General features: G+C 31.8%; 23 protein-coding genes. 9 read left to right on the top strand and 14 right to left on the bottom strand.

The features are described from left to right. The first annotated feature begins 61 nt into the window (after positions 1-61). Together HW119_RS06620 and HW119_RS06625 are read left to right on the top strand one after the other, a co-directional pair. The gene (locus tag HW119_RS06620; protein ID WP_177762346.1) at positions 62-520 is read left to right on the top strand and encodes a hypothetical protein; all 459 of its coding nucleotides are present in this window, start codon (positions 62-64) and stop codon (positions 518-520) included. 99 nt (positions 521-619) lie between these two features. Further along, positions 620-1,072: a hypothetical protein gene (locus HW119_RS06625; protein ID WP_177762348.1), complete on the top strand. Its 453-nt coding sequence runs from the start codon at positions 620-622 to the stop codon at positions 1,070-1,072. A gap of 23 nt (positions 1,073-1,095) precedes the next feature. On the opposite strand, the gene HW119_RS06630 is transcribed toward HW119_RS06625, so the two are convergent. From HW119_RS06630 to HW119_RS06640, 3 genes are all read right to left on the bottom strand, one after another. After that, positions 1,096-1,509, bottom strand: coding sequence for a hypothetical protein (locus HW119_RS06630; RefSeq protein WP_177762350.1), 414 nt, complete (start codon positions 1,507-1,509; stop codon positions 1,096-1,098). Between the two features lie 2 nt (positions 1,510-1,511). Further along, positions 1,512-1,733: a hypothetical protein gene (locus tag HW119_RS06635; protein WP_177762352.1), complete on the bottom strand. Its 222-nt coding sequence runs from the start codon at positions 1,731-1,733 to the stop codon at positions 1,512-1,514. Between the two features lie 110 nt (positions 1,734-1,843). After that, positions 1,844-3,619, bottom strand: coding sequence for an aminopeptidase P family protein (locus HW119_RS06640; RefSeq protein ID WP_177762354.1), 1,776 nt, complete (start codon positions 3,617-3,619; stop codon positions 1,844-1,846). Positions 3,620-3,744: 125 nt separating this feature from the next. Between HW119_RS06640 and HW119_RS06645 the strand changes: the two genes are divergently transcribed. Next, entirely contained in the window at positions 3,745-4,695 is a 951-nt protein-coding gene (locus tag HW119_RS06645; RefSeq protein ID WP_177762356.1) for a GSCFA domain-containing protein, read from the top strand. Position 4,696: 1 nt separating this feature from the next. Further along, positions 4,697-5,335, top strand: coding sequence for a DUF4230 domain-containing protein (locus HW119_RS06650; protein WP_177762358.1), 639 nt, complete (start codon positions 4,697-4,699; stop codon positions 5,333-5,335). Between the two features lie 43 nt (positions 5,336-5,378). On the opposite strand, the gene HW119_RS06655 is transcribed toward HW119_RS06650, so the two are convergent. After that, positions 5,379-7,136: an aromatic amino acid hydroxylase gene (locus HW119_RS06655; protein WP_177762360.1), complete on the bottom strand. Its 1,758-nt coding sequence runs from the start codon at positions 7,134-7,136 to the stop codon at positions 5,379-5,381. A 204-nt stretch (positions 7,137-7,340) separates the two neighbouring features. Between HW119_RS06655 and HW119_RS06660 the strand changes: the two genes are divergently transcribed. Then, a complete protein-coding gene (locus tag HW119_RS06660) occupies positions 7,341-8,087 on the top strand; it encodes a hypothetical protein (protein ID WP_177762362.1) in 747 nt (248 codons plus the stop codon). Positions 8,088-8,123: 36 nt separating this feature from the next. Here the strand turns inward: HW119_RS06660 and HW119_RS16905 are convergent, their stop codons facing one another. The 8 genes from HW119_RS16905 to HW119_RS06690 all read right to left on the bottom strand — a co-directional run bounded on the left by HW119_RS16905 (position 8,124) and on the right by HW119_RS06690 (position 12,923). Continuing rightward, entirely contained in the window at positions 8,124-8,201 is a 78-nt protein-coding gene (locus HW119_RS16905) for an IS3 family transposase (RefSeq protein WP_410503989.1), read from the bottom strand. 141 nt (positions 8,202-8,342) lie between these two features. Beyond that, positions 8,343-8,663 (bottom strand): DDE-type integrase/transposase/recombinase, encoded by a 321-nt coding sequence (locus HW119_RS16910; RefSeq protein ID WP_410503990.1) that lies wholly within the window; start codon positions 8,661-8,663, stop codon positions 8,343-8,345. Beyond that, on the bottom strand, positions 8,555-8,857 hold the full coding sequence (locus HW119_RS16730) for an IS3 family transposase (protein ID WP_255498048.1): 303 nt from the start codon (positions 8,855-8,857) through the stop codon (positions 8,555-8,557). Before HW119_RS16730 ends, HW119_RS16910 begins: the two co-directional genes overlap by 109 nt. Further along, complete coding sequence (locus tag HW119_RS06670) at positions 8,850-9,140, bottom strand: hypothetical protein (protein ID WP_177762364.1); 291 nt, start codon at positions 9,138-9,140, stop codon at positions 8,850-8,852. The genes HW119_RS16730 and HW119_RS06670 overlap by 8 nt, the downstream gene beginning before the upstream one ends. 373 nt (positions 9,141-9,513) lie before the next feature. Continuing rightward, positions 9,514-10,035, bottom strand: a complete 522-nt coding sequence (locus tag HW119_RS06675) for a hypothetical protein (RefSeq protein ID WP_177762366.1) — start codon at positions 10,033-10,035, stop codon at positions 9,514-9,516. A 75-nt stretch (positions 10,036-10,110) separates the two neighbouring features. Next, the gene (locus tag HW119_RS06680) at positions 10,111-10,635 is read right to left on the bottom strand and encodes a DUF4136 domain-containing protein (protein ID WP_177762368.1); all 525 of its coding nucleotides are present in this window, start codon (positions 10,633-10,635) and stop codon (positions 10,111-10,113) included. A gap of 12 nt (positions 10,636-10,647) precedes the next feature. Next, entirely contained in the window at positions 10,648-12,636 is a 1,989-nt protein-coding gene (locus HW119_RS06685) for a urocanate hydratase (protein WP_177762370.1), read from the bottom strand. A gap of 125 nt (positions 12,637-12,761) precedes the next feature. After that, positions 12,762-12,923, bottom strand: coding sequence for a DUF5522 domain-containing protein (locus HW119_RS06690; protein ID WP_177762372.1), 162 nt, complete (start codon positions 12,921-12,923; stop codon positions 12,762-12,764). 111 nt (positions 12,924-13,034) lie between these two features. On the opposite strand from HW119_RS06690, the gene HW119_RS06695 reads away from it, so the two are divergent. Genes HW119_RS06695 through hemL form a run of 4 tightly spaced genes read left to right on the top strand, consistent with a single transcriptional unit; the run spans position 13,035 to position 16,375 of the window. After that, entirely contained in the window at positions 13,035-13,364 is a 330-nt protein-coding gene (locus HW119_RS06695; RefSeq protein ID WP_177762375.1) for a hypothetical protein, read from the top strand. Then, on the top strand, positions 13,334-14,242 hold the full coding sequence (locus HW119_RS06700) for a 1-aminocyclopropane-1-carboxylate deaminase/D-cysteine desulfhydrase (RefSeq protein WP_177762378.1): 909 nt from the start codon (positions 13,334-13,336) through the stop codon (positions 14,240-14,242). The genes HW119_RS06695 and HW119_RS06700 overlap by 31 nt, the downstream gene beginning before the upstream one ends. Positions 14,243-14,244: 2 nt before the next feature. Beyond that, entirely contained in the window at positions 14,245-15,087 is an 843-nt protein-coding gene (locus HW119_RS06705) for a glucosaminidase domain-containing protein (RefSeq protein ID WP_177762381.1), read from the top strand. 1 nt (position 15,088) lies between these two features. Next, positions 15,089-16,375 carry a glutamate-1-semialdehyde 2,1-aminomutase gene (hemL, locus tag HW119_RS06710; protein ID WP_177762383.1) on the top strand — a complete coding sequence of 429 codons (1,287 nt, stop codon included), beginning with the start codon at positions 15,089-15,091 and terminating at the stop codon, positions 16,373-16,375. Between the two features lie 41 nt (positions 16,376-16,416). On the opposite strand, the gene HW119_RS06715 is transcribed toward hemL, so the two are convergent. Next, positions 16,417-16,806 carry a hypothetical protein gene (locus HW119_RS06715; protein WP_177762386.1) on the bottom strand — a complete coding sequence of 130 codons (390 nt, stop codon included), beginning with the start codon at positions 16,804-16,806 and terminating at the stop codon, positions 16,417-16,419. 128 nt (positions 16,807-16,934) lie between these two features. After that, positions 16,935-17,306 (bottom strand): hypothetical protein, encoded by a 372-nt coding sequence (locus HW119_RS06720; protein ID WP_177762389.1) that lies wholly within the window; start codon positions 17,304-17,306, stop codon positions 16,935-16,937. Between the last annotated feature and the right edge of the window lie 30 nt (positions 17,307-17,336).

Raw genomic sequence — 17,336 nt, forward strand, 5'->3', positions numbered from 1 at the left:
TTAATAAAGGCAATATTATTTAAATTAATTTGCTATGTTATTGGGATTAATTATTGTTTTTATGAAAAAAGTATTTTTATTTGTTGTTTTGCTTTTATCGATTAGCGGATATTCTCAAGAAGATGTGCTAAAAGATCCAGATTTTTTAAAATTCAAAGAAGATTACATTAATCTATATTTGTCAGATGGATTTATTAGATATTTGGACGTGCAAGATGAATTTTTAAAAAAAAGACCTGATGATTATCTTGAAAATCAAGATAATTATGAATCTTGGATAAAACAGAATCTATCTAAATCTAAATTTAAAAATTTAGATGAAGCCTTGGCTTTACACAAAGAGCTTTCTGATTTAACTGCAATTTATGAACCTCAAATTCTAAAACAATTTGAAATGAATTATAAATTAAGCCAAAAACATGGGGAAGAAGAGTTTAGAGAAATATATTATAGAGAGGTTCAAGATGCTATTACCGAAGCTTTTCTTGTTAAAATAAGAAGTGAAGCTAAGAATGGATAAAATATTAAACAAAAAGTTTAAAACGTATGTTTTTAAGTTTTTGTTTAAAGTACAATATTTACCATTTTCAATCGTTCTTGTATAAATGTGTATGTAATTATGAAAAAAATATTTTTATTTGTTTTTTTTATTTTGTCTTTTATTGGATATTCTCAAGAGGATATTCTAAAAGACACGGAATATATTCAATTCAAGGAAGCGAGTATAGAGCTTCATATTTCTGATGGTTATTTCAGATATATGGATGTACAAGATGAGTTTTTAAAAAAGAGACCTGATGATTATCTTGAAAATCAAGATAATTATGAATCTTGGATAGAACAGAATTTATCTAAGTCTAAATTTAAAGATTTAGATGAGGCCTTAGCTTTACACAAAGAGCTTATTGATTTAACTGCAATTTATGAGCCTCAAATTTTAAAGCTTTTTGATAAATATGGTGATTTGAGCGATAAATATGGTGAAGTTGAATTCAGAGACGTTTTTTATAATGATGTTCAAGAAGCTACAAAAGAAGCTTTTCTTGTTCAATTAAAAAATAATCAAAAATAAATCATAAACCAAAAAGCAACTCACTATGGGTTGCTTTTTTTGTATAAATTCTTAATGAAACTGTTGTAATTCCTTTTGTTTTTTCCCCAATCGTAAATCTGAAATGGAAATCCACAAATTGATAAAAAAGTTAATCTTGGTTTGTTTTCAGAATCAATCAAACGAATCTCAATGTTTTCAAAATAAGACGACATCGAAAAGCTTACACTTCCTTTAAAAACCTCATTTCCTTCATCATAATAAACATTTTTGAATTTAGAAGCTTTCATCGCTTGTAGAATATCTTCACGACTGATTTCTTTATTCTCTAAGTCTAAAGTTCCTATATATTTTGCGGTAACAGCATTTGGGTTATTCGAGATTCGTTTATATAACAAAATAGAAAGGATAGTTCCAAAAAAAATAATCCAAAAGATGTATTCTGATATAAAATCCATAGTTAAACTTGTTTGAATGTTTTTATGTAATTTTTTGTCATCATAAAAGTCCAAATAACAGGAACAAATAACAACAATTTAAAACCAATTAAATCGTTGCTAAACAAAGTTTTTGTAAACGAATCGGTCATAAAAACGATACTGTTTACAACTGATGTAATGATGAAAAATAAAAATAGTAAATATTGTTTTGTTGTCGGATGCGTTTGCCAATTGTTTTTCATGATGTTGATTATTGATTAATTCAATACAAACATAATAATCAACAATTAATAAAAATTGTAAAATTGGGACAAAACAAAAAATCTCGTGAGATTATCACGAGATTTTTTTATTAGATTGCTTTGGTTTTTTTACGTAACCAAATTTTTTCGTCTTCATTTAATCTTGGAGCAAGCTTCTCAAAAACCCATTCGTTGTAGTTGTTTAACCAATCGATATGTTCTGTATGAAGGATTGATTTTTCAACTAAATCCGTATCGATATAACAAACCGTTAAAGTTTCAAAATCCATGAAATCACCAAACTGATTACTTTCTAAATTTTTGGCAGCCACTAAGTTTTCAATACGAATTCCGTGTTTTCCTTCACGATATAAACCAGGCTCGATAGAAGTAATCATTCCTACTAAAATTGGAATGTCCGTTGCAGTTCCGTTAAATACATGCGGACCTTCGTGTACATTTAAAAAGAAACCAACTCCGTGACCTGTTCCGTGACCGTAATTACGTTTCGTTGCTAATAAAGGTTGACGCGTAATGGCATCGATTTGATATCCGCGCGTTCCAGTTGTGAAAACGGCTCTCGAACCGTCAATCGTACCTTTTAAAACCAAGGTGTAATCTTCTTTTTCTTCTGCCGTCATTTCACCTAACGAAACCACACGTGTAATATCAGTTGTTCCTGTTAAATATTGTCCTCCAGAATCTACCAATAATAAACCTTTTGGTTCTAATTGATATTCAAATTCTGGTTCTGCTTTGTAATGAGGAAGCGCTCCGTGGTCTTTGTAACCGGCAATCGTATCAAAAGAAATATCTTTAAAACCAGGTTGTTCTTCACGGAAACCTTGTAGTTTTTCAGCAATAGAAATTTCAGATAAAGTTCCAGTTGCAACGTTTTCTTCTAACCATTTAAAAAACTTAGTTAAAGCAACGCCATCGTTAATCATAGCTTCACGAGTATGCGCTAATTCCACTTCGTTTTTAACCGCTTTTAATAAGTTCGAAGGATTTAATGCTTCGGTAATTTTTATGTTATTAGGAATAGAATCATAAACCGCAAAACATGTGCGTTTTGGATCTAATAAAATACTATTTACTTCTAAATTTTCAATTAATTGATAAACTTTGTTGTATGATTTAACCTCAACACCAGCAGTTTTTAATGTTGTAATTGATTCTTCGTTTAATTTACCATCAGCAATAAATAAAAACGCTGCTGTTTGCGTTACATAAGCAAAAGATAATACAACCGGATTGCAATTTACATCTGTTCCACGGATATTAAATAACCAAGCAATATCATCTAAAGACGAAATTAAATGTGAAGCTACGTGCGCTTTTTTTAATTCAGCACGAACTTCAGCTAATTTATCTGCTGTAGATTTTCCTGTGATTTCAATTGGTAATAAATAGGCAGGATTAGTCGGTAAACTTGGGCGGTTTTCCCAAATCGAACCTAATAAATCTACATGTCCGTTAACTTTTAAACCAAGTGGTTCTAAAGTTTGTTTTACGGTATTTGCTACTAACAAAGAAGCTAAATTTCCGTCGAAAGCAATAGTGCTTTCAGCTGTGAATTCTTCAGCTAACCAAGAAACGTATTCTGCTGCGTGCTGTACTTTTAATTTTACTAATTCGAAACCAGAACCTGCTAATTGTTGATTTGCTTGAACAAAGTAACGAGAATCTGTCCATAAACCTGCAAAATCTTGTGTAATTACTAACGTTCCGGCAGAACCTGTAAAACCAGAAGTCCAAGAAATACAACGGTAATGTTCAGGTAAATATTCACTGATATGTGGGTCTGACGATGGAATGATATAAGCGTCAATGTTATTTTTTGTCATTAATTGGCGAATAGCAGCCAACTTTTCAATATGTTTCATAAAACAGAATTTTGATACTGCAAGTTAATCAATTTTATTGTTTTCTTAATCGATAAAAATCTTTAAAATAAGTTAACTTTTATTCGTAACCGTTCTTAGTTTGTATCTTTACAAAAAATATGATTATGAAGTTTCTTACCGAAATTCCTATAAAACCATTAGAAGAAAAAATTTCTTACGAATCTAAAATTGTTTCTGTCGGAAGTTGTTTTGCTGTGAATATGGCAGAAAAATTCAAGCAATTTCAGTTTCAATATGCAGTTAATCCGTTTGGAATTTTGTTTCATACGCAAGCGATTGAGAATTTATTTCAATTTGCTTTGGAAGACAAATTATTCACAGAAACGGATGTTTTTTTACATAACGAAATATGGAGTTCTTTTGATGCACATTCTGATTTGAATGAATTGGAAGCAGATGAAGTTTTGTTTCATTTGAATTCAAAAATTAGAACTTTCCGTTCAGATTTAGAATCGGCTTCGCATTTGATTTTGACTTTGGGAACTTCTTGGGTTTATAGAAATGTAGCTTCTAATCAATTAGTCGCGAATTGCCATAAAATTCCACAAAAAGAGTTTACGAAAGAAATTTTATCGGTCAATTACATTCAAGAAAACATCAAACGAATGGTTGAAATTGCGAATGAAATCAATCCAAATCTAAAAATCATATTTTCGGTTTCGCCGGTTCGTCATATCAAAGATGGTTTTGTAGAAAATCAGCAAAGTAAAGCACATTTAATTACCGCACTTCAAGGTTTCTTACAAGAAAATAAGCAACATTATTATTTTCCTGCGTTTGAAATTATGATGGATGAATTACGTGATTACCGTTTTTATGCAGCCGATTTATTGCATCCGAATGAAATGGCAATCCATTATATTTGGGAGAAATTTGTTTCAAACTGCATTTCAGATGAATCGTTTCCAACCATGAAATTGGTTGATGAGGTTCAGAAAGGATTGGCGCATCGACCTTTTAATCCGTATGCTGAAAGTCATAATCTATTTATGGATAAATTGGCGCAGAAATTGGACATCCTTTTAGAAAAATATCCTTACATGAATTTTAGATAAGATGACAAATAAAAAAAAAAATATATTCAGATTGGTTGGTGTGATATTGATAATGCTAGTTGGAGCATTTTTTTATCATATAATCGGTACGCCATTTAGTAAAGAAAGCAATGTGCAACCCGATTCAGAAATCATCACACAACAATTAAAAAATGTAAGTAAATTGGTAGTTAACGAAGCGAAGCTTTCGCAAATTTACAACTACAAAGACCAAAAGTCGTATTTGATGAATTTGTTTACGTTTGATAAAAAAGCAATGGTTTTAATCAATGCTGATGTTCAAGTAATGTACGATTTATCGAAATTGGAATATCAGATTGATGAAACGAATAAAGTACTAAAGATTACTTCAATTCCGAAAGAAGAAATTAAGATTAGTCCGGATATTAAAATTTACAACATCGAAGATTCGACTTTTAATACCTTTAAAGGCGAAGATTACAATAAAATTTCAGAAACGATTAAGGCAGAATTTGCTAAGAAAATCGAGAATTCAAATATCCAAAGTAACGCACAAAACCGTTTGATTAGTGAGTTGGCGAAATTTTTGGTAGTTACTAAATCTTTAGGTTGGACGTTGAAATATCAAGACCAAGTAATAAATAGTCAAACTGATTTTGCGATACCGATTCAAGGATAAAAAAAATCCTGCTCTTTATATATATGAGCAGGATTTTTTTGTTTTATGCATTTACAGATTCAAGAATCAATTCTATTCCAAATTCGATTAAATGTTTTACATCAGTACGTTTGGTTTTTAAATTCTCTAAATGCGCTAATGTTTTGTCTTTTAATTCTGAAAGTTGATTTTTTTCTGCAACTTCTAAAATTTCAACAGATAATAACCAATCAGTTGGATAGTTTGATTTTAAAGTTTCTAAGATTTGATTTAAATCTGCATTTGTATTTTTATTTTCTCTGAAATCACGAACCGTTTGATACATTTTTTCAAGAGCTTCACGTTCTGGAGTTTTCTTTGCTTTGATGGTTTGCGAAGACGGAACGTGAGAAATCATATTAAAGCTGTGCATATCTGCCGGACCTGAAAAAGCTGAAACTACTTTTTTACCAACAGCCATATCGTAAGTTCCCCATTCTGGACGGAATAAAACTGTTTCTCCGTGAGTTACCGTACAATTTTTAAAACTAATTAAAATGATTTCGCCTTGTAAGTTACGAGAACCTGTTATGATTTCACCTTTTACAACGATGTTGCCTTCAAATTCTAGCGTTACTTCTTCGCCTTCGTAAATATCGTAAGCACGTAAATCACGCGGGCTCATGTCTTCAATTGCTAAGTTGATTCCTTTAAGTTTTCCAATCGGACTACCGAAACCTTCTGCGTGATATTCAACTCCGTGATTTACTAATTCTTTTTCTCTGTAAGATAACGCAGTTTGTCCCGTAGTTTGAATGTAAACTGGTTTTCCTTCGTTTTCAATTACGTTGGTGAAAATCCCCGAAATTTGTAATCCTGTGCTTAATTCAATCGTGCCTAAAGCTTTTGAATCAATCAGTTTTTTAATTCCGCTTAATCCGCCTGTACGTAAAGCCATTGTATTTGCAAATTGTTCAAGTACCAAACTTAAATGAGCAAAATCTGGAGTAACAAAAAGTTGCGGTTGTGGTTTTGTGATGTCAAAACTTTGATTGACAGATTCGATTGTGTATGGAAGTTTTTTAACATTGTCTGTCATGCACCAAGCGCTTTCTCCAATAGAAGAAAGTAAACCGGCGCCGTAAATTTTTGGGTCTTCAAGTGTTCCTATTAAACCGTACTCAACCGTCCACCAATGAAGGTTTCTGATTTGAGCCATTTCAGATGGTTCTCCTGTATCTTTTTGTAAATCATCAACTAATTTTTCAACACGAACGATTTCTTCTGCATCGGCATCTTCAGCTTCTTTTAAAATCGATAACAATCGGATAGCTTCGTAGATTTCGTAATCTTTAGCAGATGAAATAGCTTTACATCCAATTTCACCAAAACGACGTAAATATTCAGCATATTCTGGATTTGCAATAATAGGAGCATGACCAGCACCTTCGTGAATGATATCTGGAGCAGGCGTATATTCGATATTTTCTAATTGTCTGATGTCAGAAGCGATAACCAATACATTATAAGCTTGAAATTCCATGAAAGCATTTGGTGGAATAAATCCATCAACCGCAACTGCAGCCCAACCAATCTCTTTTAAAATACGATTCATACCGTACATATTAGGTATGTTTTCAATATCGATTCCGGTTTGACGAAGTCCGTCTACATAAGAATTATGCGCAACTTTAGATAAATAGTTAACGTTTTTACGCATTACGTATCTCCAAACAGCTTGGTTTATAGGGGTGTAATCTTCGTAAACTTGTGGTTTAATGAATTGTTTTAAGTGCTTTGGTAAACGGTCTAAAAGAGGGTTGCTTTCAAAATGAGTTTCCATAATGTATAGAGTTGTATTAATCTATTACAAATATTAGTATTTCATTTTGTATTTAATAATTTTTAGGGTTGAAATTTTCAATTAGTGCAATTTTTTACTTCGATGTTTGAATTAACATATTAAAAAAGTTATAAAAATTTTGTATCTAATATTTTTTTTATAAATTAGCACTTATATTTAACAATAAAATAATATAAATCTATTATGAAAAAAATCTTTTTATCTCTTTCTGCTATCGCATTGTTAGCAGTAGGAACAGTATCTTGTGGTGGTGACGATTCTTCTTCTCCAGTTATTGTTGATCCAGTTGATGATACTACACCGGATGATACAACGCCAGGAACGGCTAATATTGTAATTGGTGGTACAGAATATAAGTCAAGTTTTGGGTATTTTACTGTTTATGGAAATGAAACAACTGGTGCTATTGAAGGTACTTATACATGGACACCTGAAGAATTAGGTGGAGGTGCAACCGAAAGTCTTTTAGTTTCAGAATGGTCTTCATTTGAAATTTTGAATAGAACTGATGCTGGGTCATATTACATCTTGCTAACAAGTTTTGATGTTCCAATGATTGATGAAAATCAAGCAGGGTTACCAAATCAGTTTCAAGGAGTTCTTTCTTACGGACAAAAATTATATTATGTTGCTAGTCAAGGAGCTACTCCTTCTTTAGTTTCAACTGCTAATAATCAAACGGCTAATACTTCGTTCTCTACTTTTGCTTTAGGTCAATTTGGACAAACTGAAAACGGAGATGCAGCTCATCAAGTAACGAATTATGCTTTCACTTCAGCTTTTGGTTATTCAGGTACTGCAGCACCAGGTACATTTAATGGTACAGGTTCTTTGTTGTATGTTGAAACTAAGACAGCTTCTAAATCAAATTCGAAAGAGGATAGATTTGAAAGAGCTATTAAATCTTTTGATATCAATAGAGTAAAATAATAAAATAATTATAATTTTTTAGATTGTATCTAAAAATTAAATGTTATAAAAACGAGTTCGATATTGTATCGGACTCGTTTTGTTTAAGTTTGATTTTATTCTTTCGTTATTCAAGTCTTAAATAGTATTGAATTTTTGTATATAAAACATTTCAAATTTCAATATGCTAAAGAAATTTTTAATAATGGCATTATCTAAACAATTTCCTTTGCGTGACATGCTTTGTATGATTCCTCTCTATTTTATTAAAACTTGTTATTGCTTCATTTGATATTGCCGTCCTTGGTCGGAATGAAATATCAAATCTTTAGTATCTTTAGTTATTTTAAATGCTTTTTGCATTTGAATTACTTGGTTAAAGACAGGGTACTCGCTTAATTCATAGCTGATTATTTCTTGATTATACAAATCCATTACTTGTGATAAATATAATTTTTTATCTTTTACTTTAAATTCGGTAATATCTGTTACCCATTTTTGGTTGGGTTTATCAGCCTTAAATGCCCTTTGTAATATATTTGAAGCAATTCTCCATTGTACGATGTATATTTTTTTCTTCGAATCAAACTTTTCAATCCTAAATTCTGCATCAATTTAAGAACAGTTTTGTGATTAATTAATATTCCTAATTTTCTTAGCTCATCAGTAATTCTTCTATAGCTATATCTGCATTTTAGTTTATGACAAATGGCTTTAATTTGAAGTTTTATTTCTTGATATTTTTCGGTTTTACTAGCTAAATAATGATAATAAAAACTGCTTCTAGCCATTTGCGTACAATCTAAAAGTAGATTTAGATCGAATGTTGGTCTTAATTTGTTTATGGCTTACGTTCAAGTTTTTTAGTGTTTCTTCCTTGGTTTGAATTAAGGCATTGAACTTTTTTTGCAGAGCATTCTCACAACGCAAGCGTTCGTTCTCAAACAAAAGTTCTTCTTCTCTAGTTAATGGCTGTTTAGGTTTTGTTGGTTTTCGTTTTGGTGTATCCATACTTTTAGCACGTCCTTTAGGTAATAATCCGTCAAGACAAAAGTTAGTAAAATCTTTTCGCAATTTTAAAATAGTTGAGCCACTGAATATATTAAATTTCAGTCGAGCTTCTCATAAACATAAATTCTAGTGGACTATAGCCAAAAAAATTTATGCTTAAAACTTTGCGAATACTTATTGTTATTATGTTTAGGAACTAAACCATTAACTCTTTTTGATTGATAATCATGAATCCATTTACGCAATATACTTTCATTAAATTCTTCTCGAGATGAAATAAGATTCAATGATTAAAGATTGTCTAATTCATCTTCTACTCAACTCATCTTAAATGCTAAATCGTATTTTATTTTTCTTTCCATAAAAATGCCCTCAAGTAATGTCTAACTTTTTGAGGGCATTGTATTTAGAAGTGTTTTTTATTAACCTTCTTGATTTATTGATTTTTAATTCGTTCTAGATTTTTGTCACTTATATTTTTTTCTTTAGTATCTTTTTTAAGATTGGTACTTGCTTTTTCTAAAGCTGAATCTATTTCTTCTTTAGTTTGAGCTACTTTTGCTTCTACTTTTTTCTCAACTTTCTGAGTTGCGTTATTTGTAGCTTTTTTAACCTCTTGTTTCGCTTTGTTAGCAGCGTCTTCAGTTTCTTTAGCTAATTCTTCAGAAGTTGATACAACTTCACCTTTTAAAGTTTGTAAAGCAGCTTTAGCTTCGTTTAATTTTTTAGTTGCAGCTTGTTTCTCTTCAACTGTAACAGCTTTAGATAATTCTTCTGTTGCTTCTTTAATTTTTGCTTCTAAAGACTCTACTGTTTCTTCTACTACAGCTGTGGTTTCTTCAACTACATTTTCAATTGAGTCTCCTTTTTGGTCTGCTGTTTCTTGAGCAGCATCTTTTTTACATGATGTAAATACGATTGCAGCAACTACTGCTAATGATAAAATACCTTTTTTCATAATCTTTGAATTTATTATTTTAATTTAATGCAAATTTAAACTTTTTTACGAATGTTATATTTCGTGAAAAAAAAATTATTGTGGTAATTCGCTTAGTATTTTTTGGGCGAATTCGGTTATTTTTTCTTCTTTTTTGTTTTTGTTCGAAGTTAAATATCCGGTTCCTTTTCCTTGCCAAATTAACTCTTTATTACTTGCTTCTAAAATATCGATATACAAAACACCTTCTGTATTAACTGAAACCGAACTGTATCCAGGTCCATACATCCACGGATTCCAACCCCAAGGACGATAACCCCAACCGCCATAATACGTATTTACATTTACATTTTGTTGTGATTCAGTAAATATATTAACTAATAATTGCGGATTTTCGCTTTTTGTGTAACCTTTTGCGTTTAACTCTGCTTCAATAGCTTTTAAAATTCTCTTTTTATCTAAATCTGATATTTGAGAATTGTCTATACCGCTTTTCATAAAAGCATAGGTTTTAAATTGACTAAAATTTACACTTGAGTCGTAATCTGTGCTAACTTGAATTGAACTACAAGCTGTAAGTGCTAGTAATCCTAGAATTGGAAAAAACTTTAATAACTTCATAACTTTTAAGTTTTACGTTAATAAATCATCTGAAACGATATTAGGAAGGGTAACTTTTAAAAGAGGTTCGGCTTCCATAGCTCGTTGAATAGCGAACATTGCGCCTTCGTTTCGTGCCCAACTTCTTCTAGAAATCCCGTTGTTAACATCCCAGAAAAGCATTGATTTAAGACGTTGTTCTGCCTCAGGAGTTCCATCAAGAAGCATACCAAAACCACCGTTTATAACTTCGCCCCATCCAACGCCGCCGCCGTTGTGAATAGAAACCCAAGTGGCACCTCTAAAACTATCTCCAATTACATTATGAATTGCCATATCTGCTGTAAAGCGAGAGCCGTCATAAATGTTAGAAGTTTCACGATATGGGGAATCTGTTCCCGAAACATCATGATGGTCACGACCTAAAACTACAGGTCCGATTTTCCCAGCTTTAATAGCATCGTTAAACGCTTTGGCAATGTTTGTTCTACCTTCTGCATCGGCATATAAAATACGAGCTTGTGAACCTACAACTAATTTGTTTTCTTGAGCTCCACGAATCCATTGAATGTTATCTTTCATTTGTTGTTGAATTTCAGAAGGTGATGTTTTAATCATTTCTTCTAAAACTTGACAAGCAATTTCGTCTGTTTTTTGTAAATCTTCTGGATTATTTGAAGCACAAACCCAACGGAATGGTCCAAATCCATAATCGAAACACATTGGTCCCATGATATCTTGAATATAAGATGGATATTTGAATTCACGCCCTAAAGCAGGATTCGGATTCATAACATCTGCACCAGCTCTTGAAGCTTCTAATAAGAAGGCGTTTCCGTAATCAAAGAAATAAGTTCCTTTTGCTGTGTGTTTATTGATTGCAGCTGCATGACGACGTAATGTTTCTTGAACTTTTTCTTTAAATAATTCGGGTTGATTTGCCATCATTTCATTCGCATCTTCAAATGAAATGCCGACTGGATAATAACCGCCCGCCCAAGGATTATGTAATGAAGTTTGGTCTGAACCTAAATCGATATGAAGGTTTTCTGCATCGAATTTCTCCCAAACATCAACCACATTTCCTAAATAAGCAATCGAAACTACTTCTTTATTTTCTTGTGCTTTTTTAACACGTGCTACCAATTCGTCTAAGTTTGAAAAAACTTCGTGAATCCAGCCTTGTTCGTGACGAATCTTGGTAATTTTTGGATTAACTTCTGCACAAACCGTAATGCAACCTGCGATAGTTCCGGCTTTTGGTTGCGCACCGCTCATTCCGCCTAAACCAGAAGTTACAAATAAATTTCCTTTAGGTTCTTTGCCTATTTTTCTAAATCCGTTTAAAACAGTAATGGTAGTTCCGTGAACAATTCCTTGTGGACCAATGTACATGTAAGAACCAGCGGTCATTTGTCCGTATTGAGTTACACCAAGCGCATTGAATTTTTCCCAATCGTCTGGTTTTGAATAATTCGGAATCATCATTCCGTTGGTAACTACAACTCTTGGAGCGTTTTTATGGGATGGAAATAATCCCATCGGATGACCAGAATACATAACCAAGGTTTGTTCGTCTGTCATTTCAGACAAGTATTTCATGGTTAATAAGTATTGCGCCCAGTTGCTGAAAACAGCTCCGTTTCCACCGTAAGTGATTAATTCATGTGGATGTTGCGCAACGGCATAATCCAAATTGTTTTGAATCATCATCATGATGGCTTTTCCTTGTAACGAATTTCCTGGGTATTCGTTAATGTCGCGTGCGTACATTTTGTAATCTGGACGGAAACGATACATGTAAATACGTCCGTATTTTTCTAATTCTTCTTTGAATTCTTGAAGAAGAACTTCGTGATGTTGCGGTTCAAAATAACGTAAAGCATTTCTTAGGGCTAACTTTTTTTCTTCGTTTGTAAGAATTTCTTTTCGCTTAGGTGCGTGATTTATATCAGATTCATAAGGTTTTGGAGCAGGTAAAACTGCAGGAATTCCTTGTTGAAAGGCTTCTTTAAATGTCATAATTTAATGGTTTTGTAATAGTTGTTGCGTGAGGGATTGAAGTGATATCCTTTTTTAGTTGACTGAGCGAAGCTAAAGCCAAATAGAAAAGATAAAACAAAAAGCCCGACCCTTGGGGCACGCCCTTATTTATTGATTAATCCTGTTTTTTTATCAAATCCGTACGGACAGTGTTTGCATCCGCTTTTACAGCAGTAACCGCGTTTTGATAAGTAGTGAGCGGTGAAAATACGATATCCTGCATCGGCAACATAATAATCGACTCCCAAAACAAGTTCTTCTTTCATATTTCGCTACTTTTTACAAAAATAATAAAAATGTATTCGGAAAATCGGTTTATTTGTAATATTTCGTGTTTGTTTATTTAGGTTTTAAGCTTTTGTATTAACTTTGTGTTTATGTTAATTGTTGTTAGTAAGTATTTGGTTCCGAGTGGTTTTGTTGGAATTACCATTTTTCCTTTTGTTTTTCTAAGAAATCAGAAATTAAAAGCAAATACTATTTTGCTTTTTCATGAAAGAATTCATCTGAGACAACAATTAGAAATGTTAGTTATTTTCTTTTTTATTTGGTATGGAATTGAGTTTTTTATTCGTTTTTTAATTCTGAAAGATAGGATGAAAGCTTACCGTGAGATTAGTTTTGAAAAAGAAGCTTACGAAAACGAAAGAAATTTACATTATTTAGAAAAAAGAAAATGGTTCAGCTTCCTGAAATATTTGAAATAAGTCCCGGAAATGCAAGTTTTAATGAACGTGTTTTTTTACCGTTCAAAACTTCGATTGAATTGTTTGTGAAGCGTGAAGATGTTTTGCATGCTGAAATTTCGGGAAATAAATTCAGAAAATTAAAATACAATTTATACGAAGCGCAACGTTTGGGTTTTTCTAAGTTGTTGACTTTTGGCGGTGCATATTCCAATCATATTGCGGCTGTTGCTGCTGCCGGTCGTATTTTTGGTTTTGAAACTCTTGGAATTATTCGTGGTGATGAATTGGCAAATAAATTCATGGATAACGAAACTTTAAAGTTGGCTTTCGAAAATGGGATGCGTTTTGATTTTGTTACGCGAACCGATTATCGAGATAAGATGTCCGAAAATTTTATTGAGAAATTGCGTTTACAATTTGGTGATTTTTATATGATTCCTGAAGGTGGAACAAATGCTTTGGCGGTGAAAGGTTGCGAAGAAATTTTGGTTGAAGATGATGTTAATTTCAATTATCTTTGTAGCGCTATTGGAACTGGTGGAACCATTTCTGGTATTATAAATAGTTCTTCTGAAAATCAAAAGGTTTTAGGATTTCCGGCTTTGAAAGAGAATTTTTTACAAGATGAAATTTCTCAGTTTACAACTAAAGAAAATTGGAAATTGATTCGCGATTATCATTTTGGAGGTTATGCGAAAACAACATCTGAATTGGTAGATTTTGTCGAATATTTTAATCAAAATCAAAATTTTAAAATTGAACCTATTTATACGGGTAAAATGTTTTTTGGTTTATTTGATATGATAAAAAATAATTGTTTCAAACCAGGTTCAAAAATATTAGCGATTCATACAGGTGGTTTACAGGGTTTAAACGCTAAAATATTACAAAAATAAATATGCAAAAATTACTTTTAGTTTTGGTTGCTCTTTGTTGTGTCGGTTGTAGTTCTGCTAGAGATAATGCAACTCGCGAAAAGATTCGTTCTGAATATTCTAAAAAAGATAAAAAGGATAAGAAATCAAAGTCGGTTTCAAAATCTAATGCTAAATCAACAAAAGGAAAAACAGAAAGGCTTGAAGCAACTTCAAAAGTTTCGGTTACAAATATAATGGTTCAAGAATATATTGATACGTATAAATTTGTAGCGATGGAAAATATGAAGATGTTCGGGATTCCTGCAAGTATTAAGTTAGCTCAAGGAATTTTAGAATCAGGTTCAGGAACTGGAACATTGTCGCGTGAAGCGAATAATCATTTCGGAATTAAATGTGCCAGTAATTGGGAAGGTGAATCGGTCGCATTCACTGACGATGCGCCTGATGAATGTTTTCGAAAATATAAATCTCCATTAGAATCGTTTTCTGACCATTCCAATTTTTTGGTTAATAGGTCTAGATATCAACAACTTTTTTCGTTAGATAAAAAAGATTATGTGGCTTGGGCTAACGGATTAAAAAATGCTGGATATGCTACTGACCCAAAATATGCTCAGAAATTAATCGATATCATCGAACGTCATGAATTATATAAATATGATAATTTAGTTTTGGGTAATGATTATAAATATGAAGTTCCAAAAAAACAAAAAATAGATTATTCAAATGAATATAAAATAACTCAAGGTGACACTTTATACTCCATTTCAAGAAGATTTAATATGTCAGTTGATGAGTTGAAAGAAATAAATAATATATCAGATAATAATATCAAAATAGGACAAACATTAAAAGTTAAATAATATGTTGTATCAAAGAAGTAGTCAATTATTTTTAGAAGCACAAAAAGTAATTCCTGGAGGAGTGAATTCGCCAGTTAGAGCTTTTAAATCTGTTGGAGGCACTCCAATCTTTGTTAAAGAAGCTAAAGGTGCTTATTTGTATGATGAGGATGGAAATAGATTGATTGATTACATCAATTCTTGGGGGCCGATGTTACTAGGTCATGCTTATGAACCTGTAGTTAATGCGGTTGTTGAAAAAGCTAAAAAAGGAACTTCGTTTGGTATGCCAACTGAAATTGAAACTGAAATCGCAGCATTAGCTGTTTCGATGGTTCCAAATATTGATAAAATTCGTTTTGTAAATTCAGGGACAGAAGCTTGTATGAGCGCGGTTCGTTTAGCAAGAGGATTTACAGGACGTGAAAAGATTATTAAATTTAGAGGTTGTTACCACGGACATTCAGATTCGTTTTTGATTTCAGCAGGAAGTGGATTAAGTACTTTTGGTGTGCCTAATAGTCCTGGAGTTACCAAAGGAACAGCACAGGATACTTTATTGGCAGATTACAATAATTTAGATTCAGTAAAAGAATTATTCGATTTAAATAAAAATGAAATTGCTTGTATCATCATTGAGCCAGTTGCTGGAAATATGGGTTGCGTACCTGCAATTAATGGTTTTTTAGAAGGACTTCGTTCTCTTTGTGATGCCAACGGTGCATTATTGATTTTTGATGAAGTGATGACAGGTTTTAGACTTGCAAAAGGTGGCGCTCAAGAACTTTTTGGAATTAATGCTGATATCGTAACTTTTGGGAAAGTAATTGGTGGAGGATTACCAGTTGGTGCTTTTGCTGCTCGTAATGAAATTATGGATTATTTATCTCCAGTTGGTCCAGTTTATCAAGCAGGAACATTATCAGGAAATCCATTGGCAATGGCTGCTGGTCTAGCTATGTTGCAAGAGATTAATAAAGATACTGAGTTATTCAATCGTTTAGATGAGAAAACAGCTTATTTAGAAAAAGGTATTCGTCAAGTTTTAACTAAAAATAATGTCGAACACGTAATTAATAGAGTAGGTTCTATGATTTCGATTTTCTTTTGTGGAGGAGAAGTTACCGATTTTGAAACTGCCGGAAAAGGAGATACACCTTATTTCAAAGACTTCTTTCATAAATTAGTTGAAAATGGAGTTTATATTGCGCCATCTTCATATGAAACTTGGTTTATAACCGATGCTTTGTCTTATGCAGATTTAGATGAAACTATTCGAGTTATAGATAAAGTAACTAAAGAAATATGACAAAAAAAAACGCTTGTAAAAGCGTTTTTTTTGTTTTATGTCTAAGATTGTTCTTCTACGTGAGGTGTATTTAAATATACTTCGCCAGAAATAATATTAAATACAGCTTCGTTCTGTGAAACTTGTGTATATAAGGCAGTACCAAGAATTTCTTCCATTTGTGTTTTAACTTCATTAATGTAAGTTTCTAATTCTTCGCCAGCCATTTCAGAAGATAAAGTAACATATTTGTAGTATGATAATCTTTGTAACTGTTTTAGTTGGATTTCTGAAATTGTACTAAAATTCGTAGAAATTAAGTTAATGTCTCCATCAATAAATGGAGTCAAAACGTTAGAATTATCTTTTATAGTTTGTCTGTCAACCGCAGTTTGTGCGTTCGCTGAAATGCTGATAGCAATAAATGCAAGGGATAGTAATATTTTTTTCATTATTATCTATTTAATTTCGTTCAATAATTTATTTTAGATTATAAAATGATATTTGAAGGATTGTTGTTGATATTGAAGTTTAAATTGCGTGTTAATAAGAAATCTATCTGCTTCTATAATAACAAATTTTATTGTTTTGCTAAATAGGCTAAACCAGTCATTCTGTAAAAAAGTTCTTGATTTTGTGATATTTCTAGATATAAATCATCTCCTAAAACAGCTCTGGTTCTTGCTTTCATTGAATCGGTTAATTCAATTAATTCTTGTTCAGTTAAATCTCTTGATAAAGCAGAGTATTTAATTTCAAATAACTGAAATAAAAATTTTGCTTGACTTTCTGAAATTTGATTAAAGTTTTCTTTTAATAATTTTACATCTTCTACCGAAAATTCTACTACTTGATTAGGAGAACTTTTAATTGTAGCTCTGTCAATAATGTTTTGTGCATTCATTGTAACGCAACAAGTAACAAATAAAAAGGATAATATTATTTTTTTCATGACTAAAATCAATTTAATACTTTCAAAACT

Origin of the sequence: Flavobacterium sp. I3-2 (assembly GCF_013389595.1) — a bacterium.
Classification (GTDB): Bacteria; Bacteroidota; Bacteroidia; order Flavobacteriales; family Flavobacteriaceae; genus Flavobacterium.